The sequence below is a fragment of the Flavobacterium ranwuense genome (genome assembly GCF_004349315.1).
GTDB classification, from domain to species: Bacteria; Bacteroidota; Bacteroidia; order Flavobacteriales; family Flavobacteriaceae; genus Flavobacterium; species Flavobacterium ranwuense.
In genome coordinates this window covers 319,949-339,364 of the sequence record NZ_SMLH01000004.1, presented here as the reverse complement: position 1 = coordinate 339,364, position 19,416 = coordinate 319,949, and the positions used below count along the sequence as shown (strand labels likewise).

The following is a 19,416-nucleotide window of genomic DNA, read 5'->3' as shown; positions in this document are numbered from 1 at the left end:
AGAAATACTATTATTATGAAACAAATTCCAAGAATTATTGCAGTTATACTATTATTAGTATTGTACGCTTTTGCAAGACCAAAAGATATTAGCAATAGTGAAAAAACAAAATTATCATCCAATTTTAATTTTGAAAAAAGCATATTGTATTATCCAAAAAATTTGAATCCGATTTTCGTAAGAAAAGTGCATCCTCAATATGAAAAATTATCCACATGGATTTCTTCTATTGGAACCTCTGTAGCTTTTATAGATTATGATGATGACAATTTGTTAAATGATGTTGTATCTATTGATCCAAGATTTAATAGAGTTTTTGTGTCGCCACTTAATAATACTGGTAATCGATTTTTACCTTTTGAATTAGAAGTAAAAACTTTACCAATGAACGAAGGAGTAGCGCCTTCTGGTTTATTAGTTAATGATTTTAATGAAGATGGTAAAGAAGACATTTTAGTGATGTATTTTGGAAGATCTCCTATCCTATTTTATAAGTCAGATGAAGGATACGATGAAGCCGAATTAATTCTAAATGAAACATGGAATTCAACAACTGGAACAATAGCTGATTTTGATTCTGATGGACATCCCGACATTTTTATTGGGAACTATTTCCCTAATGAGTCTATTTTATACAATCCAAATTGTACAGACAAAAATCAAATTATGCAACATTCTATGTCGCATGGTGATAATGGCGCAAGAAATAGAATTTTTTTATGGTCAGGAATTGATAAAAATGGGAAGGCTATTTTCAAAGAAGATAAGAATTGGCTAAAGGGTCTTCCTCTTCCAAATGATTGGACTTTAGCTGTAGCTGCAGGTGATATAGATGGTGACTTAGTTCCTGATTTATATATATCAAATGATTTTGGTCCAGATAAACTTTTATTAAATAAATCTACTAAAGGAAAACTCCTATTCAAAGAACTAAAAGGTCAAAGAACGTTTACAAGTTTAAAATCTAATATAATCGGAAATGATTCATTTAAAGGAATGGGAGCTGAGATGTATGATATAAATAATGATGGCTTACTAGATATTTTTGTTAGTAATATTGCCGATGATTATGCTTTACATGAAAGCCACTTCTTATTTATAAATAATGGGGATAAAAAACTAATTGAAAGTGGAATAGCTCCTTTTGAAAACAAAAGTGAAGATCTCGGAATGTCAAGAAGTTCTTGGGGTTGGGATTGTAAATTTGGAGATTTCAATAATGATATGATACCCGAAGCTGTACAAGCAACTGGTTTTGTAAAAGGAAAAACAAATCGTTGGCCAGAATTACAAGAATTAGCAACTTTAAATGATGAATTATTAGCCGATATTAATTTTTGGCCACAATTAAAACCTGGCGATGCTATATCTGGAAATGCCCATATTCCTTTTTTTGTTAAATCTGAATCTGGAAAATATTTTGACCTTTCAAAAAATATTGGTATTGATGAAAATCAAATTACAAGAGCCATTGCAATAGCAGATATTGACCATGATGGTAAACTAGATTTTGTAACGGGCAACCAATGGGAAGACTCAAAACTATATCATAACAAATCAAAATCTTTTAATTCCTTTTTAGGATTGTCTCTAAAATTCCCCTTAAATTCTACTAATAATTCTATTAAAATTGACGAAAAAATTGAGGGTCCAACTAAATATGCAATTGGAGCAATCGCAAAAATAAAATTAAAAAACGGAAAAGAACTTATGCGTTTTGTTGATGGCGGTAATGGCCATTCTGGAAGAAATAGTCCAGAACTTCATTTTGGTCTTGGTAAAAACAACAATGAAATTGTTAGTGTTGATCTTACTTGGAGGAATTCAAAAGGAATAATAAAAAAATCAAAAATCAATCTAAATAATGGATGGCATACCATTTACTTACCATATTAATAATTAAATAAATATATTATGAATAAAGCAATAGATAACAGAATCCCCGCATTAATAAGATTTGCTTCAGCAATAACATTATTAAACATTGTAGGACATCTTTACTTAGGATTTGAACAATCGTACTCGCATGTAGCTGTTGCATTGGGAACGGCATACTTCGTTGAATTATTAATGGAAACTTTAGTAGCTAGAAATGAAAATAGAAAACCTACTTATTTAGGAGGAATAAAAAATTTAATACTTTTTTTATTACCTGGACACATTTCAGCTTTAGCAGTCGGAATGCTAACATTTACTAATACAAACTTATTATTAGTTTCTTTTGGTGTTGCTGCCGCACTTTTATCAAAATATATTTTCAGAATCAAAATAAATGGGAAAAACAAACACTTTTTAAATCCATCTAATACGGGTATAGTTGCCTTGTTTGTTTTATTCCCTTCTGTTGGATCAGCACCTCCATATCAATTCTCAGAAGCAACATCTGGTTATTGGGATTGGTTTCTTATACTAGTTTTTGTTTCCTTAGGAAGTTTTCTAAATACAAAATTTACAAAAAAAATGCCTTTGATTTTTGCTTGGTTAATTGGATTTTTCCTTCAAACAGTTATCAGAACAACCATTTTTGATACTGCAACAATCGCAAGTTTAGGAACCATGTCTGGTGTAGCTTTTCTATTATTTACTTTTTACATGGTGAGTGATCCAGCTACAACTCCTTTTAAATTTAAAAACCAAATTTATTTTGGAGCTGGTGTTGCTTTTACTTATGGCATTTTGATGGCTTTTCATGTCGTTTTCGGATTGTTCTTTTCTCTTTTTACAGTTTGTAGTATTAGAGGAGTTTATTTATGGATAACTAATATGCAAAAACAAGAAATAAAAGAGACTATAAATAAGGATATTGATTCAAATAATGGTGAAATGAGAAAAGAAGTAATCTATACAGAAGAAATACCTAAAATTTTAGAAAACAATTATTGATAATAATAAATTATATGGGAAAGTTAGCTATTTTAAGAAAAATGATGTTTGCATTACCACTTTCAGAAGCAAATTTTGATGTTCGTGGATTTCAAGTCAATGAATTACCAAGAAAACGATTGGAAAGTGTTGCAAAAACGGTAGTTAAAGGCTATAACACTGCTCTAGAAACTGGGTTATCAGATGATTTAATGTTAAATAGATCTATTATAAAAACAGAATTAGTTGGGTTTTATAATGAAGGAATAGGAATGGGTTTATATACCTTAGATTTATTCTCGCCTTTTAATAAAAATAGATTCTGGAATTTCATAAAAGGGGAAGGTAAAAATCATGAATACATGTCTTACATAGGTGCTGGTATAGCCTGTGGTGTTTTTTTTAATAGACCTTTTGAAAATTTTTTAGAAAAAGCTTCTCCCACAAGCGGATTATTAATATTAAATGGATTTGGTTTTTATTATGCTTATTTTAAACCTAAAAAAGCAATCAACAATCTATATATCCCTAAAAGTGTACAAAAAGATCCATTTTATATAGAATGTTATGATAATGGAATTGGTAGAGCTTTATGGTTTTATAATGGAGGAAATCCAGAAAAAATACATCAAACAATTTCTCTTTTCCCAGAAAACAGAAAAGCAGGTATTTGGGCTGGAGTTGGTTTAGCTGCTACTTATGCTGGCGGAGTTCCGCCTGAAAAAATTCTTGATTTAAAAAGATTGGCTTGCCAATATGATTACATGTTAGGCGAGGGATCTGTATTAGCATCTCACACAAGAGATATAGCCGAAAACCCGCATGAAAAAGATACAACACAGCAAATTCTAACCGGAAAATCAGCTAAAGAATGTAATGAATTTGCCTTTAAAGCAAATGTTAAACTAGATGGAAGAAGGTATATAAATGGAGAACATTCGTTAAAAGTGTTCTTAGAAGAAATAAGAGCTTGGGTCAAATATAATTTAAATGACGACAATGTTGGTAAAGTAATAAAAAAGATTGTTTATGAAAAATAATAATGGAATAGCTGTTGTTGGAATAGATTGCAGATATCCTGGTGCAGATAATTTAAATCAATTTTGGGAAAACATTTTATCATTAAGACAACAATTTAGAAGAATCCCTGACAGTCGTTTAAATTTAAACTATTACGGTTCTGATGATGCAACTAAAGTAGATTATACCTATTCAAAACATGCAGCTGTTTTGACAGGCTATAATTTTGATAGAATGAAATACAAAATAGCGAAATCAACTTTTGAACAAACTGATATTGCACAATGGCTAACATTAGATGTGGTTTCGGGAGCTTTAAAAGATGCTGGTTTTGAAAACGGTAATGGGCTTAATAAAGAAAAAGTTGGCGTTATCATTGGTAATTCTTTAAATGCCGAATTTACTCGTGCTAATATCTTAAGATTAAGATGGCCGTATGTTTATAAAACCTTGCAATCAACATTGAACAGATTAAAATATTCAGACCAAGATATGAATGATATTTTATCTGCTGCTGAAAAAGAGTATAAAGAACCTTTTCCAGAACCTGATGCTGATATGTTAGCAGGCGGTCTTAGTAATACAATAGCTGGTAGAGTATGTAATTATTTTGATTTTAAAGGTGGTGGATATACTGTAGATGGTGCTTGCTCTTCTTCTTTGCTAGCCGTAGTAAATGGATGTAATTCAATTATAAATAATGATATAGAAGTTGCAATTGTTGGTGGTGTCGATTTAAGTATTGACCCTTTTGAACTTATAGGTTTTGCTAGAAATGGCGCTCTTGCAAAGTCTGAAATGGAAGTTTTTAGTAATAAATCTCAAGGATTTTGGCCAGGTGAGGGTTGTGGTATTCTTGTTTTAATGAAAGAAGAGGAAGCTGTTAAAAAAGGGTTAAATATTTATACCGTAATTAAAGGATGGGGAATTTCTTCTGATGGAAAAGGAGGTATGACAAGGCCAAAAATTGAAACACAACAATTGGCCATGGACCGAGCCTATTCAAAAGCCAATTATGATATATCAACTATTTCAATGTTTGAAGCTCACGGAACAGGTACTCCAACCGGTGATGAAGTTGAAATTTCAGCTATTGTTGACAAATTAAAAAACTCAAACAAAACAAATTCCCCTGCAATATTAGGGTCAATAAAGCATCTTATAGGTCATACTAAAGCTGCTGCTGGTGTAGCTGGGTTAATAAAAGCAGTTCTATCATCAAAAAACAGTATCATTCCACCTTCTAAAAAAACAAGTGGCATTCATGCACTATTAGAAGAAAATAGCAATTTTCTTAAATTAATAGATAAACCTCAGTTATGGACTGATGAGCAACCTTTTAGAGCTGGAATATCTTCCTTTGGTTTTGGTGGAATAAATGTTCATATTACAATTGAAGAATTTCCTAAATCAACCCCAATAAAGAAAATTTCTTCTTTTACAAAAAAATTAGCCACAACTCCATTTGATGCAGAAGTGTTTCCTTTAACTTCAAATAATTTTGAATCATTATTAGAAAAATTACAGCGTCTAAAAAGTATTTCTCGTGACATTTCTAGAGCTGAAATGACAGATTTATCAAATAATCTAACCAAAACCACAAAGATTAATGGTAAATGGAAAGCCAGTTTAGTTGCAAAAAACCCTGAAAACTTATTTAAAAAAGTTTCTTTTCTATTAGATAATATCAGTAAAGATAAAGACTTATTTTTCGACATCAATGAAGGTGTTTTTTATAGTGCTATTCAAGACAAAATTGAAAATGCTATTTTATTTCCTGGTCAAGGCGCACCAATCTATCCTAATATTGGAGCTTTTGAAAATGTTAATTTTGAAACTAATTCAAATCGAGCCAGTAATTTAAGTAATAATAGTGCTACTGTGGACACAAGTTTTGCTCAACCTCACATCATTAAAAGCACACTTGAATCATTAAATTTACTTGAAAATTATGGTGTTGAATTTGAATATGGTATTGGTCATAGTTTAGGCGAAATTGCAGCTTTAGCATGGGCAGGAGTTATTAATACTAATGACGCTATTGACTTGGCAAAAATTAGAGGTGAATTGATGTCTAAATATGGCGAAAAAGATGGAGCCATGCTTGCTGTAAAATGTAATGAATTTGAAATTGAGGACTTAATTTCAAATTCCAAAATCGTAATAACAGGTTATAATGGTACAGATAATTTTGTTGTTGGTGGAAATTCAATCCACATAGGAGATATAGAAAATAAAGGTTTTAGTAAAGGTTTTCAAACAGTAAGGCTTAAAGTATCACATGCTTTTCATACTCCTTTAATGAAAAAGGCAGCCGTTAAATTTAAAGAACAAACAACTCAAATAGAGTTTAATAAACCGTTAAAAAAAATAATTTCAACTGTGTCTGCAAAATATTTAGATGAAAAAATAAATATAAATCAACATTTATTTGAACAAATTGAAAAGCCCGTAAAATTTATTCAAGCCATAAATGAAATTAAAAAGAAAGTCTCATTTTTATTTGAAATTGGTCCCGGAAATGCACTTTCTAAATCGCTTATTGATGATAATGATACCCATGTAATTTCATTAAATTATGGCTCTAATTCTTTAGAAGGATTTCTGAAAATTCTTTCGGCTGCATTTATTAGTGGCAATCAAGTTGCTTTTGAAGAATTATCAACAAATAGATTTTTTAGAGATTTTGATTTCAATACATGGGAATTAAAAGCTTTAGAAAACCCTTGTGAAAAAGTCAATCATAATGGGTCTTATACAATAGCCGAAACTTCTGTAGAAACTTCTGATTCAAAAGAAGTAAATAATAATAATAATAATGTAAGTGTATCTAATTCCGTTGAAGGAATAATAACTCATATTAAAAAAATCATTAGTGACAAAACGGATATTCCTGTTGAAATCATAACCGACAATGATAAAATAATGTCGCAGTTGCATATCAATTCGTTGGCAATAACAGAAATATTATCTCTAACCGCAAAAGTTTTTAATAAAAGCCATAAGGTTTTTTCGGCGGCTTCTATATTGGCTAATTCCGATGGAAGTATTTCCGAGTTAAGTAAACTTATTTTTGAAGGAGAAACGATAAATATAAACTCCTTAGATAGAAAAAAAATCAATTTAGATAATTTGCCAAATTGGACACATACTTTAATCAGAAAAGCAATACCAAAAGAATTAACTAAAATTAATGTTAATAAAAAACAGGGTACTATTCTAGTTGAAGGAAAGGAAGAATTAAAAAATCAATTGAAGCTAGTTTTAAATAACACCAATTTAAATCTCGGTGATGGAGCCGTTTTTGTTTATTCTTCTGATTATGGATATAGTTACCTTGAACTTTTTTTAAATTTTCTAAAAAGACCTGAAATTAAAAATCTAGAATTTATTGCTTTAGTAGATTTTACTTTTAATAAAATCGAAGGCGATTTAAAACCAATTTTACGCTCTTTTCAACAAGAAAGTCCAGATGTTAAAACCTTATCTATCGATTTTAATTCTGAAATTAAAGATTTTGAAACACTGCTAATTGACGAAATTAAAAATTGTAATAAATACAAAGAAGTAAGTTATGATGTTTCTAAAACTAGAACAGAGTCTGAAGTTGAAATCATATTCCCAAAGAAAAACAATGCCAATTATCCTATTTCTGAAGGAGATGTTATTCTTGCAAGCGGAGGAGGAAAAGGAATAACATTTGAATCGGTATTTGAAATGGCAAAAGTTACAAATGCAAAACTTGCCATTTTTGGAAGATCAAATCCTAACCAAGATAAAGCGCTTAGTGATAATCTAGAACTGTTAAAGAGAAATAATATTACATATAAATATTATTCTGTTAATGTTCTAAACAAAGAAGATTTAAACGATTGTGTAGTTAACATTGTTAAAGAATTAGGACATATAAAAGCGATACTTCACGGAGCTGGAGTTAATAATCCAAATCGAATTGAGTTTCTATCAATAAAAGATTTCGACAAAACTTTTTCTGTTAAAGTAGACGGAATGAAAAATATTATCGATGCTGTAGATGCAAAGCAACTGAATTTAGTAATAGGTTATGGTTCTATTATTGCTCAAAGCGGAATGCAAGGCAATGCAGATTATGCATGGGCAAACGATCAACTAGCTTTAGTAATTGAGAATTTTAGTAAAGAAAATAGTCATTGCAAATGCATTACTTTAGAATGGTCTGTTTGGGATGAAACCGGAATGGGTGTTAATTTAAATAGTATAGACATCCTTAAAGGACAAGGTGTTTGGCCAATTCCTATTAAAAATGGTGTCGAAATTTTAAAAGCAGTTATAAGTGATGATCAATGCCAAAATGGAAGGTATATTGTTTCGGGTAGATTTGGAAAAATTCCGACTTTGGTTTACTCCAAAAGAAAACCAATTATTGGTAGATTTATTGCAAACATAACGCACCATATCCCAAATATTGAAGTCGTTTCGGAAGTAAATATTAATCTAGAAGATGATTTGTATTTAAAAAATCACGTGTTTGACGGGCAATACGTATTTCCAACAGTTATGATTCTTGAAGGAATGGCTCAAGTGGCAAAATATCTTTATCCAACAAATGAAAATTGGAAATTTGAAGGCCTAAAAATTAACAAATCAATATTTATTCCTAAAGAAGGCAATAATAGTGTTCGATTTATTGCTATACGATTATCAGAATATAAAATAAAAGTAATCGTTCAAAGTGAAGACTCTAATTTTGAAGTTAGTTGTTTCGAAGCAGAACTTAATTTCGAAGCAGAACTTATCAAAAAAACAGATAATAAAGTAACAACTTGGAATAGCCTAGAAATTGATGTTCCTAAAAAATTCTATGATGATTTGCTCTTCCATGAAGGGCCTTTTAGACGAATTGTTGCTTTTTCTGAAATTAAATCATTGGGTGCTCTTGCACAAGCCAATAATAATATAGAAGATCAATGGTTTAGTTCTTTTTTATCAGAAGAAAAAATTCTAGGCGACCCTGGATTAAATGATGCTGCAATTCATTGTCACCAAGTTAGCAGACCAAGCCAAAGATTATTGCCAACATCTGCTAAAAGCATTTCAATAAACCCAGAAAAAATTGAGGGTCCATTCTATATTAAAACAACTGAATTATTTGAAAATGGAAGCAATACAACAATTGATGTAATTGTATTTAATGCAAAAGGACAAGTAAAACAAATTTGGAACGAACTTATATTAACCCAAGTTTCTGGAACATCCTTTAAAGGAGAATGGGATTATAACTTATTAGTTCCATTTTTAGAATACAAACTTCGACATCTTATTAATAATTCAAACATTAAAATTGATTTAAACGATTGTAGAAGGTTAGTGAATGAATTATCAAATGGAACAACATCTTCAAAAATGGAATACAATGATGTTATAATTTCTTTCAATTCTTTATTAACCAATGCAAATTCAAAAAATAACGGTCATAAGTTATTAGATTCAACTAATGTTCTTTTATCTAATAGTAAAACGGAGTATGTTATTAATATCTATCAAGAAGAATTAAACCTAATAAAAAATTAAATTATGCCAATGATAAAATCTCCAGATGGAGAATCCTATTTCGAATATCGTTTTATAACCACTTTTGAAGAAACCAATGTAGTTGGCAATATCTATTTTGCAAACTTCGTGGTTTGGCAAGGCAAATGTAGAGAAATGTTTCTTTATGAATATTGTCCAGATATAATTGACGAAATTTATAGAGGTCTTGCTCTTATTACACTTGATTTAAGTGTTCAATATATCTCTCAAATTTTTGCTTTTGATAAAGTAGTTATGCGAATGTATCTTGAAGCACAAAGTAGCAGCCGATTACTTATGCGATTTGAATATTATAAAGAAGAAGCCGATAAATCGCTAACGTTATCATGCAAAGGAACTCATGCAACAGCAGCAATGGTTGAGGTAAATGGAAAAATGATACCAACCAATTTTCCAGACTCTATGTTTCATTTATTTGAAGAATACCAAATTAGTTAATGTTTCAAATCATGAAAAAAATAATTTATAATTCACTTTTAATTGTAAGCCTTTTTTGGCTTACAACATCTTGTGAAGAAGATTTGTCTAATGATTCAATAAATTTAGCTGAAGCATTAAAACAAGTTGGTGGTGAGATAAATATTTCAAATTTTAATACCTTATCTTATCGAATTAATGGAGCTTCATATGAATGGGAAGAGTCAACCATTACTATGCCAAACCCTATAAATACGTCTAATTATATCTTTGATTATATTGAAGAAGTTAATAGTAGAAAATGTAAACTTATTTATAACAATCTTGAAATTAAACAACCTTTTGACTACAATTCAAATAGTGCAATAATTACAATTAATGATAAACATGGTTCTATAAGTGGAAAATATGATTTCAAATCTCATTTCTTTAATCAAACTTCGGCTATTCCAATATATTCCAGTAAAATTGAAGCCATTTTAAAAAATCAAAAATTAGCAAATCCAATAGGTTTATTAAAACAAGCAATTACATTAGGACTCAAAGTAAATGAGAATACTTTATTAATTCCAACAAGAATTCAAGGGTTAAATATCGAATTATTATTTGATTCTAGTACTAAACTACCTAAATGTGCCCGAATTAAAGAAGATGATTATTTATATGGTGATGTTTATTTTGAAGTTAAATATGAAAATTGGAGTGATATTTCTAATATAAAATTTCCGAAAAAATTAACTTATCTTTTGAATGATAAGGTTTTAAAAATTGAAACAATATCCAATTTAATTATAAATCCTTTAATCACTTCAGATTATTTTAATATCACCATCGCTAATCCTATTGTTTTTAATGAGCAAAATGCAGATTTTGGATACCTACATTCTCAATGGTATAACAGATGGATTGTAAGAGGTTTAATTTTTGATCAGCCATTAAATAGTGGAGCCATGATTTTAGAAGATTTTGATTTATCAATTTATGGAATTCAAAATCAACATGTAGGCGATAATGTAAAAATAATTGGCAGACCAGATCATAGTATTTACGGAGTAGTCATTAAAACCAATGACGGTTTAGTAATTTTTGAATCCCCTTTAAATAATATATGGACACGAAGTATAATAAATACTGCAAAAAGTAAATTCCCAGGTATCCCTGTAATTGCGGGAATTTCAAGTCATTCTCATGGTGCAACGCTCTCAGGAATCAGAGAAACTGCCTATGAATGTGGGAAAATCTATACTGCTCAAAATGGTGTTGGAAAATTGACTTCTGTTATTAATGCAATTCACAATATTCATCCAGATGCTCTATCATTAAACCCGAGAGCCGTTTCTATTGAATCCGTGAATAATATAGTAAACCTTTCGGGGGGTGAAATACAAATTCATCCTTTAAAAACTTTTTTTGAATCTAATAGTTTATCAGGGCAGCATTCTGATGATATGTTAATTGTGTACGTTCCCGAATATCATTTAATAATTCAATCTGAAATGCTTTGGATGGGTAGTTTCTATAGAGTTTGGAATGGACAAGCTTTTAACAGCTATACACCTTCTACAAAATCGGAATTAAAACGCCGAGCAAAATACCTTTTGGATTATATTAATGAAAAAAACTTAAATGTAGACAAAATAATTTCGATTCAAGGTGGTCTTGGATCAATGAATGATTTATTAAATGTAATAAATAATTAATTTTATATTTTATGAGTGAAGATAAAAAACTAATTGAATTTCAGAAAGTTAATAAAACGTATTTTCTTGGAACTCAAAAAATAGAAGCCCTAAAAGACATTGATTTAACTATAAACAATCAAGATTTTATAGCCATAATTGGTCCTTCAGGTAGTGGAAAAAGTAGTATGCTTAATTTAGTATCTTTTATAGATGAACCTTCAGAAGGTAAAATTTTATATGGTGATATTAATGTTGAAAACCTCAAAGATAAAGATATTGCTCAATTTAGAAGTAACAAAATCGGTATTATCTTTCAAAATTTCAATTTGATACCAGTTTTTAGTGCTACAGAAAATGTTGCCTTAGCACTTCAAATTCAAAATGGAAATAACAAAGAAAACATTGAAAAATCTAAAGAACTACTCAATGAATTAGGTTTAGGAAATCATTTAAATCACAGACCAAATTATTTGAGTGGTGGTCAAAAACAAAGAGTGGCAATAGCTCGTGCATTGATAACAAATCCTGAAATAATTATTGCTGATGAACCAACTTCTGCCTTAGACAGTAAAACAGGTATCGAAATTATCGATTTGATGAAGAAAATAAATGAAACAAAAAAAACAACTTTCATATTTTCAACTCATGACCCGCGAATAATAAATCAAGTCGAAAAAACAATTGAATTGATAGATGGACAAATAAAAAAATAAATTATGAACAATATAGTTTTTGCATTACGAAATATTTTTAGAAACAAAAAAAGATCCGTTGTTACCATATTTACAATTTGTCTGGGATTCACAGCATTAGGAGTAATTGGTGGTATGCTTAATAATATTTTTTCTAGACTTAAAGAACAAGCAATTGTTAATGAAAAATTAGGCCATTTTACCATTTCGAAGGAAGGGTTTAGTGAAAATGGAAAAATTAGTCCACAAGATTATTTATGGACTAAAAAAGAGCTTGAAGACATTAAAGCCATAGTAAAATCGAATGAAAATGTAGCTATTGCAACACCAAGGTTAAGTCTTTTTGGAATAATAAGCAATGGAAATTCTTCAACCATTTTTATATCTGAAGCAATTGTGCCGATTGATGATGAACAATTATCAAAAACAAGTATAGATGGAAGAATAAAAGAAAAAGGCGTTGTGTCATTGCCTACTTCCAATAATAATAAGAAGGATGTTGTTGCAATATCTGCTGAACTTTCTAAAAATTTAAAAATTAAAGAAGGTGATAACTTAACACTGCTTACTTCAACTAAAGATGGTATTGCAAATGCTTTAGATATTTCTGTTGGTCAAATATACAATACTGGAAATCCGGGTACAAATGACAAATTTGTGCTTATGAATTTTTCAAGTGCACAAGAATTATACGATACAGAAGGTGCACAACGATTAGTTGTTACAGTTAAAGATTTTTCAAAATTGGAAACTACTCAAGACCAAGTCTTTAAAGCTTTGAAGCAAAAAGGATTTAAAGTCGAATCTAAAACTTGGGATAAAATTTCACTTTCCTACGGAAAAGTAAAAACAATGTTTGGTGTAATTTTTAGAGTGTTAAGTATCATTATCTCTTTTATAGTACTTCTTACTCTATTAAATACAATGCAAATGAATGTAAACGAAAGAACCAAAGAAATTGGAACTTTAGGTGCAATGGGAATGTTAAAAAAGAATATCATCAAAATATTCTGCTTAGAAGGTCTAATTATGGGAATATTTGGTTGCTTAATAGCCATTCCGATACTTCTATTAATAAAATTACTACTACAGTGGTTGAACATTACATTTATTCCGCCTGTAGCTTCAAGTGAAGTCTTAATAGGCCTTATTTTTAAAGCTCCAACTGTTATTAGTGTGTTTGTAATGTTTGTAGTAGCAAGTGTTGTTTCTTCATTTTTTGCAGCTCGAAGAATCACAAATCAACGAATCATAAATTCGTTAAATCAAAGTAATTAAAACAATCAATTATGACAACTAAAAAAATACAAATTAAGTTCCCTGTACAAATTGCAAAATTTATTAATAATATAAAAGAAGTAGAATTTGAAGGTGAAAGTATTATTGATTTATTGAATCATCTTGAAAATACTTACGGAAATGTTTTAGAAAGATTGCTTGACGAAAACAACGAAGTCAGACCTTATTTTAATTTATACTTAGGCGAAAATAATATTAACACCTTAAATGGTCTTAGCACAAAAGTGGTTCAAAATGATAAGATTTCTTTATTATTATCAAGAGCTGGAGGATAATCCTGTTTTATAAAGGTATTTTAAAATATTAATAATTGAAAAAATGATACTAGTACGAATTTTAAAGAATATTCATTTAGTGGCGACTATTATTTGGGTAGGAGCTGTATATATGGGAGCATTTATAGATTGGCCTTCTGCCAGAGAAAGTATGGCTAAAGGTAAATTTCCATTCAAATTTATTGTAGGTCAAGGTACAAAAGTGTTTTATAGTGTTTACACGGGAATCTTTCTTTTATGGTTTTCCGGAATTAGTCTTTTAATAATAAAGCCCGTAGAATCTAAAACACAAATCCTAATGGTAGCCGTAAAAGTCTTTTGTTTACTTATTATGACATTGTTTACACTTTATGGTACAGTATTTACTTGGCCTAAACTACAATTAGCTACAAATGAAGAGGCTTTCAGAATTTATAAATATTATATAATTAGAGCTATTTGCACTTTTGTTTGTGGTATTATAGCATCATTAATTGGTTTAAATCTATTTTAACAAAAAATCATGAAAAAAATAAAAACAATAATTTTACTGCTTATTTCAAATCTTATTTTTAGTCAAAATAACGACAAAAATTCTACAATATTAAAAGTTGCAGACACACATAGAGGTGGGCAGTTGAACGGGCTGAGTTGGGACTTAGAGGTTAAAAATTACAAGAAATTAATTTTAGAAAACCAAATAAATATATTTGTAGAAGCTTCAACTATAGAAAATAATCAATTTGCGCTCATATCATTTTTAAAACCCAAAAAATTCTCAGATCAAAAATTACTAATTAGGAATAACAGTATGTGGTTTTCTAAAAAAGGAGTTGAGAAAAGAATTCCTATATCAGGTAGACAAAGACTAACTGGGTCTGCAGCAAATGCAGATGTTGCAAATGCAAATTACTTTATTGATTACAATATCAAATCTACAAAAGAAACTGTCTTAGATAATAAAAAATGTTACCTTTTTGTTTTAGAATCTAAGAATAATTTAGTGTCATATTCTACAGTGAAATATTGGATAAGTTTAGATGATAATTTGGGATTAAAAGCTGAGTTTTTTGGAAAATCTGATAAATTAATTAAAATAGCAACATTTGAATATAACAATTTTATAAAAGCAAATGTTAAATTCATTTCTAAAATAACAATAGTTGATAATATCAATAATGGTGATTATACTTTATTAGAAATATCTAATCCGAAATTAACATCATTTAATATGTCTAAATTTGATAAATAAATGAGTAAAAGATTTATTATCATAACAATTGTTTATCTATCTTGTTTTAATTTATCATTTTCACAAATTGATTCATTGAAGCTTGATATTCAATTTGACACTATTGTAAAAAAAGATTCTATTGTAAAAAAAGATTCTATTGTAAAAAAAAGTTTAAATTATTCAATAGATATATTTTCTTTTTTAAGAAGTACAAGTTTTAGAAAAGAAAAAAAAACAATCAATCCGGGCAATGAAGTAGCAAAACTTGATTCTTTTGACTATGGATTATATATAAGACCAGATATTAATTATGAAAAAAAAAAAATAAGCATAAATTTAAAACCAAGATATAACTTAGAATATGATCAGTACAATAATAATTATATTTTAGACGATTTCTATTTTCAGGAATTAAAATTGAAATACGATCTGTCTAACAAATCGACAGTTTATTTTGGGCGATACTTTAAGAATATTGGAACATCAGCAACTATAAATCCAAGTAATCTATTTTTTTCAGAATCAATCTCACTAAATCCTAAATTAGAGCTCAAACCAATGGATTTTTTCGAACTTAAATATTCTTTATCACTTAAATGGAAGCTTCAGTTAATGGCAAATATAGGTAAAGGGGAATCTGAAATATATGAAATTCCTTTTTTTGAATACCACAGAAAATATGCGCTTCAAATAGAAAACTATGCAGAGTCAAGTCAATTTAGTTTATTATTCGCATTCGATGAAAATAAAAGTTATGATTTTGGGTTTAATGGACAAAAAAACATGAATGAAGCCATACTTATATGGGTAGATGGAGCATTTAATTATAAACCTAATCGGTTTTATCCAGTACAAGGGAATAGTACAGGATTAATTAATTATGAAATGATAAATGATAATAAAAAATTATTTTTCTCTAATATTGCTGGTGCTTCATACACTTTTAACTTTGGCCCAACTTTTAGTTTGGAATACTTTTATAATGGTAGAGGTTATGATAGATTAACCTCAAAAATTTATTATGATATGATTCTTACTTCGTCAAATTATAATTTTGATGTTACAAAAGAATTGGCTAAGAAAAACTTAGCAAGAGCAATAAATCCTGGTATGCAATACATTAGAAAAAATTATTTGTTTTCACAATTTGGTCAGAATGATTTTTTAAATCAAGTAAATTATTTTTTCAGATATGCTTATTGTTTTGATGATAATACAAGTCAACTATCGTCATTAATCGAATGGAATGTTATTAATGATTTAGAAATACATTCCGTAGTCTTATACAATTTTGGCAAACAAAATAATGGATTAAATAAATTTATAAGAAATCAAATTATGTTAGGAATCATATATAAACTTTAAATATTATGAAAATATACAAACGGTTATTTGCAATATGTCTTATTATTTTAATATTTGTTTCTTGCAACAAAACAGAAGAAATTGATGACAAAGCTGATTTTTTTTTAAGTGAAATAAGACCCATTTTTTTTGAAAAATTAAACTTCGATTCTCAAAATGTTAAAAATAACATCTCTACTTTTTTAAGTAATTTTAAAGAAATTTACGGCAAACAAGAGTTAAATTATCTTTCAGGAATATATACGAGTGATAGTGATTTAGAAAACTTTAGGCTGTCAAAACAGTATTATTCATTCTACATTACAGCTCTTGTGAGTGCATATCTTGATGGATATATAAGCTTTAATGATATAAGTGGAGGTAAAGAAATTGGTTTATTTTCAGGAGCTAGATCTAATCAAAATAATTTTGAAGTTACTGAGTTATTAAGTATGATGACTAGAGCCGAAGAAATTGCAAGACAGGCTTACACTTTAAATGGTTATAATGATAGAGCCTATGGTTTTTTTGTATTAGTCAATCAAACGGAAAAAAGATTGAGAAGTACGAACCATCTCAGCAATCCTTTTGCACATAAATTAGCTACGGATTTTACTGGTTATAATCTTCAAGACTATACACAAGTTCCTGTATGGAATTTATTAATGCCACTTGTAGTATTAACTGACTACAACGATCCTTTAAATACGTTTCAGAATCCTGAAATGGAAAAAGTACTAAATACTTATAATACAAAATTAATTGTGCCTGGAACTTTACCAAGTATTGGAGGTAAGTATCCTGAAATTTTAGGACCTCTATATAAATTTGATGTTAATTTAAAAAAAATTGACTGGATGCTAACAAATAACACATTATTATCATCCACTCAAATTAATGATTTAGATATGCATTTGGGAATAATGAATACAATTGTTAATTATATAGAAACTCATAAATCAGCACTTTTAAACACTTGGAGAGATAAATCTACATTTCAATTAAGAAAAGATAAGTTAAATGAAATTAAATCATTTCGTCAAAATTTAGCATCTTATCCAAAACCTATTTTGCATAGTTTTATTAATTCAAAGGACTTTAAAAAAGCCTATCAATGTTACTCATGTCATGCTAATTCAGGCTTATAAAAAATTAAAAATATGATAGATTTAAACTCTTATTTAAATGTGGTAAATAAAAAGGTCATCGAAAAAAACGTTGATGAAGCATTTAATAATCAAATTAGTAAAAACGCTCTAATTATAGACATTAGAGAACCTGATGAAATCAATTCAGGAAGTCCTACTAATGCAATTCGAATTTCAAAAGGGATGTTAGAAATGCAAATCGGACAAATAGTTTCTAATCCAGAAATAGAATTATTTATTATGTGTGCAGCGGGTAAGAGGTCATTGATAGCTTCATATTCATTAATACAGATGGGCTATAAAAACGTCTTTTCTGTCAAAGGTGGATTTAATGCTTGGAAAAATAAATCACTCCCTTTTGAGATTCCAAAAAAACTTAATTCAGAAGACTTTGAAAGATATAAAAGAAATATTTTAGTCCCAGAAGTAGGAGAAAAAGGACAATTAAAATTACTAAATAGTAAAATACTAATTGTTGGAGCTGGAGGAATTGGTTCTCCAGTAGCCCTTTATTTAGCAGCTACTGGGATTGGAACTTTAGGAATTATTGACGACGATATTGTAGATAAAACAAATCTACAAAGACAAATACTTCATTCCGAAAAATCAGTAGGTAAGTCTAAAGTTATGTCTGCAAAAAAGAGAATTTCAGAATTAAATTCTCAAATTAATGTAATCGAATATAACAAAAGAATTACTAAAGAAAATATTGAAATAATAATTAGTAATTATGACATCGTTATTGATGGGACGGACAATTTTAACACCAGATATTTAATAAACGATGCTTGTGTCAAATTAAAAATCCCAAATATACATGGTTCAGTTTTTCTTTTTGAAGGACAGTTTACTACTTTTTGGCCCTCATCGAAAGTTGAGGACGCTCCTTGCTACCGTTGCTTATATCCTTTGCCACCTCCACCAGAAATTGCTCCCTCTTGTGCCGAAGCAGGTGTTTTGGGTGTGCTTCCAGGTTTAATAGGTGTTTTATGCGCTACAGAAGCTATTAAAATAATTTTAGGTTTAGAAAACATGGTGGGCAAGCTAATGGTTTACAATGCTTTAAGTATGGATTTTGAAACGTATAAAGTTGAAAATAATAAAAACTGTGAGTATTGTGGTTGCCAAGGAACTGAAAAATATCCAGAGTACAGTGATTATAGTGAAAGTTGTACAATTTAATTAGAATCATAGTAATAACTGGATTTGTGATAATTATATGACGACTATTTTTTACGCATCTGTTTCAAAAAAGAATCATTACGATTTAGTTAGATATTACTTAAAAAAATATTCCGAAATTTTCTACGATTGGAACAAAATTAAAAAATATATTAAGTGGCAAGATATACAACTTACGATTTTAGGTAGATTACTATTGCTAGAGGGGCTGTATTCTTTAGGTTATGATATTAAGAAAATAGAGATTAATTACAATTCACTAGGGAAACCTTTTTTTAAAAACAAAATGGTTCATTTTAATATTTCTCACTCAGAGGACATTTCAATTTGTGTTTTATCGAAGCTAAATATTGGTATAGATATTGAAAAAAAAGGGAATATTGATATTGAGAATTTTAATATAATATTTAAAAACGAAGATTTTTTTAAAATTAATAATTCTAAAAATAAGACAGAAACATTTTATACTTATTGGACAAAATTTGAATCTTTATACAAAGTTTTTGATCAAAATATTTTTTTCGATGCAAAAGATATCAAAATGAATGATGATTTTGCAAGACTTGATAACACCGATTATTATTTCAAAAAAATAAATTTACTTGATCAATATGTTTGTCATATTTGTAGTACTTCAAGACTATTAAGACTTGAGGATGTATTTATTAAAGAGTTATTTTTTGATGATGTAAGTACCTATGAAGTATAATA

The 19,416-nt window shown here is 28.9% G+C and carries 15 protein-coding genes; all 15 read left to right on the top strand.

Translation table 11 applies throughout. From position 1 onward, the window contains the following. Positions 1–15: 15 nt before the first annotated feature. The 15 genes from E0I61_RS09730 to E0I61_RS09660 are packed head-to-tail and all read left to right on the top strand — an operon-like array spanning position 16 to position 19,414. Positions 16–1,896: a CRTAC1 family protein gene (locus tag E0I61_RS09730; protein WP_132071071.1), complete on the top strand. Its 1,881-nt coding sequence runs from the start codon at positions 16–18 to the stop codon at positions 1,894–1,896. Positions 1,897–1,914: 18 nt separating this feature from the next. After that, positions 1,915–2,883 (top strand): hypothetical protein, encoded by a 969-nt coding sequence (locus E0I61_RS09725; RefSeq protein WP_205728751.1) that lies wholly within the window; start codon positions 1,915–1,917, stop codon positions 2,881–2,883. 14 nt (positions 2,884–2,897) lie between these two features. Further along, a complete protein-coding gene (locus E0I61_RS09720; protein ID WP_132071069.1) occupies positions 2,898–3,902 on the top strand; it encodes a DUF1702 family protein in 1,005 nt (334 codons plus the stop codon). Beyond that, positions 3,892–9,432 carry a type I polyketide synthase gene (locus E0I61_RS09715; RefSeq protein ID WP_132071067.1) on the top strand — a complete coding sequence of 1,847 codons (5,541 nt, stop codon included), beginning with the start codon at positions 3,892–3,894 and terminating at the stop codon, positions 9,430–9,432. Before E0I61_RS09720 ends, E0I61_RS09715 begins: the two co-directional genes overlap by 11 nt. 3 nt (positions 9,433–9,435) lie before the next feature. Beyond that, positions 9,436–9,891 (top strand): acyl-CoA thioesterase, encoded by a 456-nt coding sequence (locus E0I61_RS09710; protein WP_132071065.1) that lies wholly within the window; start codon positions 9,436–9,438, stop codon positions 9,889–9,891. Positions 9,892–9,902: 11 nt separating this feature from the next. Next, positions 9,903–11,570 carry an MBL fold metallo-hydrolase gene (locus tag E0I61_RS09705; protein ID WP_132071063.1) on the top strand — a complete coding sequence of 556 codons (1,668 nt, stop codon included), beginning with the start codon at positions 9,903–9,905 and terminating at the stop codon, positions 11,568–11,570. 11 nt (positions 11,571–11,581) lie between these two features. After that, positions 11,582–12,265, top strand: coding sequence for an ABC transporter ATP-binding protein (locus E0I61_RS09700; RefSeq protein ID WP_132071061.1), 684 nt, complete (start codon positions 11,582–11,584; stop codon positions 12,263–12,265). Positions 12,266–12,268: 3 nt separating this feature from the next. Next, the gene (locus E0I61_RS09695; protein ID WP_132071059.1) at positions 12,269–13,522 is read left to right on the top strand and encodes an ABC transporter permease; all 1,254 of its coding nucleotides are present in this window, start codon (positions 12,269–12,271) and stop codon (positions 13,520–13,522) included. A gap of 11 nt (positions 13,523–13,533) precedes the next feature. Beyond that, positions 13,534–13,818, top strand: coding sequence for a ubiquitin family protein (locus tag E0I61_RS09690; RefSeq protein ID WP_132071057.1), 285 nt, complete (start codon positions 13,534–13,536; stop codon positions 13,816–13,818). A 43-nt stretch (positions 13,819–13,861) separates the two neighbouring features. Then, a complete protein-coding gene (locus E0I61_RS09685) occupies positions 13,862–14,311 on the top strand; it encodes a hypothetical protein (protein WP_132071055.1) in 450 nt (149 codons plus the stop codon). Between the two features lie 9 nt (positions 14,312–14,320). Continuing rightward, complete coding sequence (locus tag E0I61_RS09680; protein WP_132071053.1) at positions 14,321–15,049, top strand: outer membrane lipoprotein-sorting protein; 729 nt, start codon at positions 14,321–14,323, stop codon at positions 15,047–15,049. After that, positions 15,050–16,396, top strand: coding sequence for a hypothetical protein (locus E0I61_RS09675; RefSeq protein WP_132071051.1), 1,347 nt, complete (start codon positions 15,050–15,052; stop codon positions 16,394–16,396). Positions 16,397–16,401: 5 nt separating this feature from the next. Continuing rightward, positions 16,402–17,523, top strand: coding sequence for a hypothetical protein (locus E0I61_RS09670; protein WP_132071049.1), 1,122 nt, complete (start codon positions 16,402–16,404; stop codon positions 17,521–17,523). A gap of 12 nt (positions 17,524–17,535) precedes the next feature. Further along, the gene (gene moeB, locus E0I61_RS09665; protein WP_132071047.1) at positions 17,536–18,705 is read left to right on the top strand and encodes a molybdopterin-synthase adenylyltransferase MoeB; all 1,170 of its coding nucleotides are present in this window, start codon (positions 17,536–17,538) and stop codon (positions 18,703–18,705) included. A 37-nt stretch (positions 18,706–18,742) separates the two neighbouring features. Then, on the top strand, positions 18,743–19,414 hold the full coding sequence (locus tag E0I61_RS09660; protein ID WP_132071045.1) for a 4'-phosphopantetheinyl transferase family protein: 672 nt from the start codon (positions 18,743–18,745) through the stop codon (positions 19,412–19,414). Positions 19,415–19,416 lie beyond the last annotated feature (2 nt).

Excerpts from the sequence above, each read along its gene's own strand:
- E0I61_RS09730 (WP_132071071.1), top strand. The coding sequence starts at position 16 with ATGAAACAAATTCCAAGAATTATTGCAGTTATACTATTATTAGTATTG.
- E0I61_RS09725 (WP_205728751.1), top strand. The coding sequence starts at position 1,915 with ATGAATAAAGCAATAGATAACAGAATCCCCGCATTAATAAGATTTGCT.
- E0I61_RS09720 (WP_132071069.1), top strand. The coding sequence starts at position 2,898 with ATGGGAAAGTTAGCTATTTTAAGAAAAATGATGTTTGCATTACCACTT.
- E0I61_RS09715 (WP_132071067.1), top strand. The coding sequence starts at position 3,892 with ATGAAAAATAATAATGGAATAGCTGTTGTTGGAATAGATTGCAGATAT.
- E0I61_RS09710 (WP_132071065.1), top strand. The coding sequence starts at position 9,436 with ATGCCAATGATAAAATCTCCAGATGGAGAATCCTATTTCGAATATCGT.
- E0I61_RS09705 (WP_132071063.1), top strand. The coding sequence starts at position 9,903 with ATGAAAAAAATAATTTATAATTCACTTTTAATTGTAAGCCTTTTTTGG.
- E0I61_RS09700 (WP_132071061.1), top strand. The coding sequence starts at position 11,582 with ATGAGTGAAGATAAAAAACTAATTGAATTTCAGAAAGTTAATAAAACG.
- E0I61_RS09695 (WP_132071059.1), top strand. The coding sequence starts at position 12,269 with ATGAACAATATAGTTTTTGCATTACGAAATATTTTTAGAAACAAAAAA.
- E0I61_RS09690 (WP_132071057.1), top strand. The coding sequence starts at position 13,534 with ATGACAACTAAAAAAATACAAATTAAGTTCCCTGTACAAATTGCAAAA.
- E0I61_RS09685 (WP_132071055.1), top strand. The coding sequence starts at position 13,862 with ATGATACTAGTACGAATTTTAAAGAATATTCATTTAGTGGCGACTATT.
- E0I61_RS09680 (WP_132071053.1), top strand. The coding sequence starts at position 14,321 with ATGAAAAAAATAAAAACAATAATTTTACTGCTTATTTCAAATCTTATT.
- E0I61_RS09675 (WP_132071051.1), top strand. The coding sequence starts at position 15,050 with ATGAGTAAAAGATTTATTATCATAACAATTGTTTATCTATCTTGTTTT.
- E0I61_RS09670 (WP_132071049.1), top strand. The coding sequence starts at position 16,402 with ATGAAAATATACAAACGGTTATTTGCAATATGTCTTATTATTTTAATA.
- moeB (WP_132071047.1), top strand. The coding sequence starts at position 17,536 with ATGATAGATTTAAACTCTTATTTAAATGTGGTAAATAAAAAGGTCATC.
- E0I61_RS09660 (WP_132071045.1), top strand. The coding sequence starts at position 18,743 with ATGACGACTATTTTTTACGCATCTGTTTCAAAAAAGAATCATTACGAT.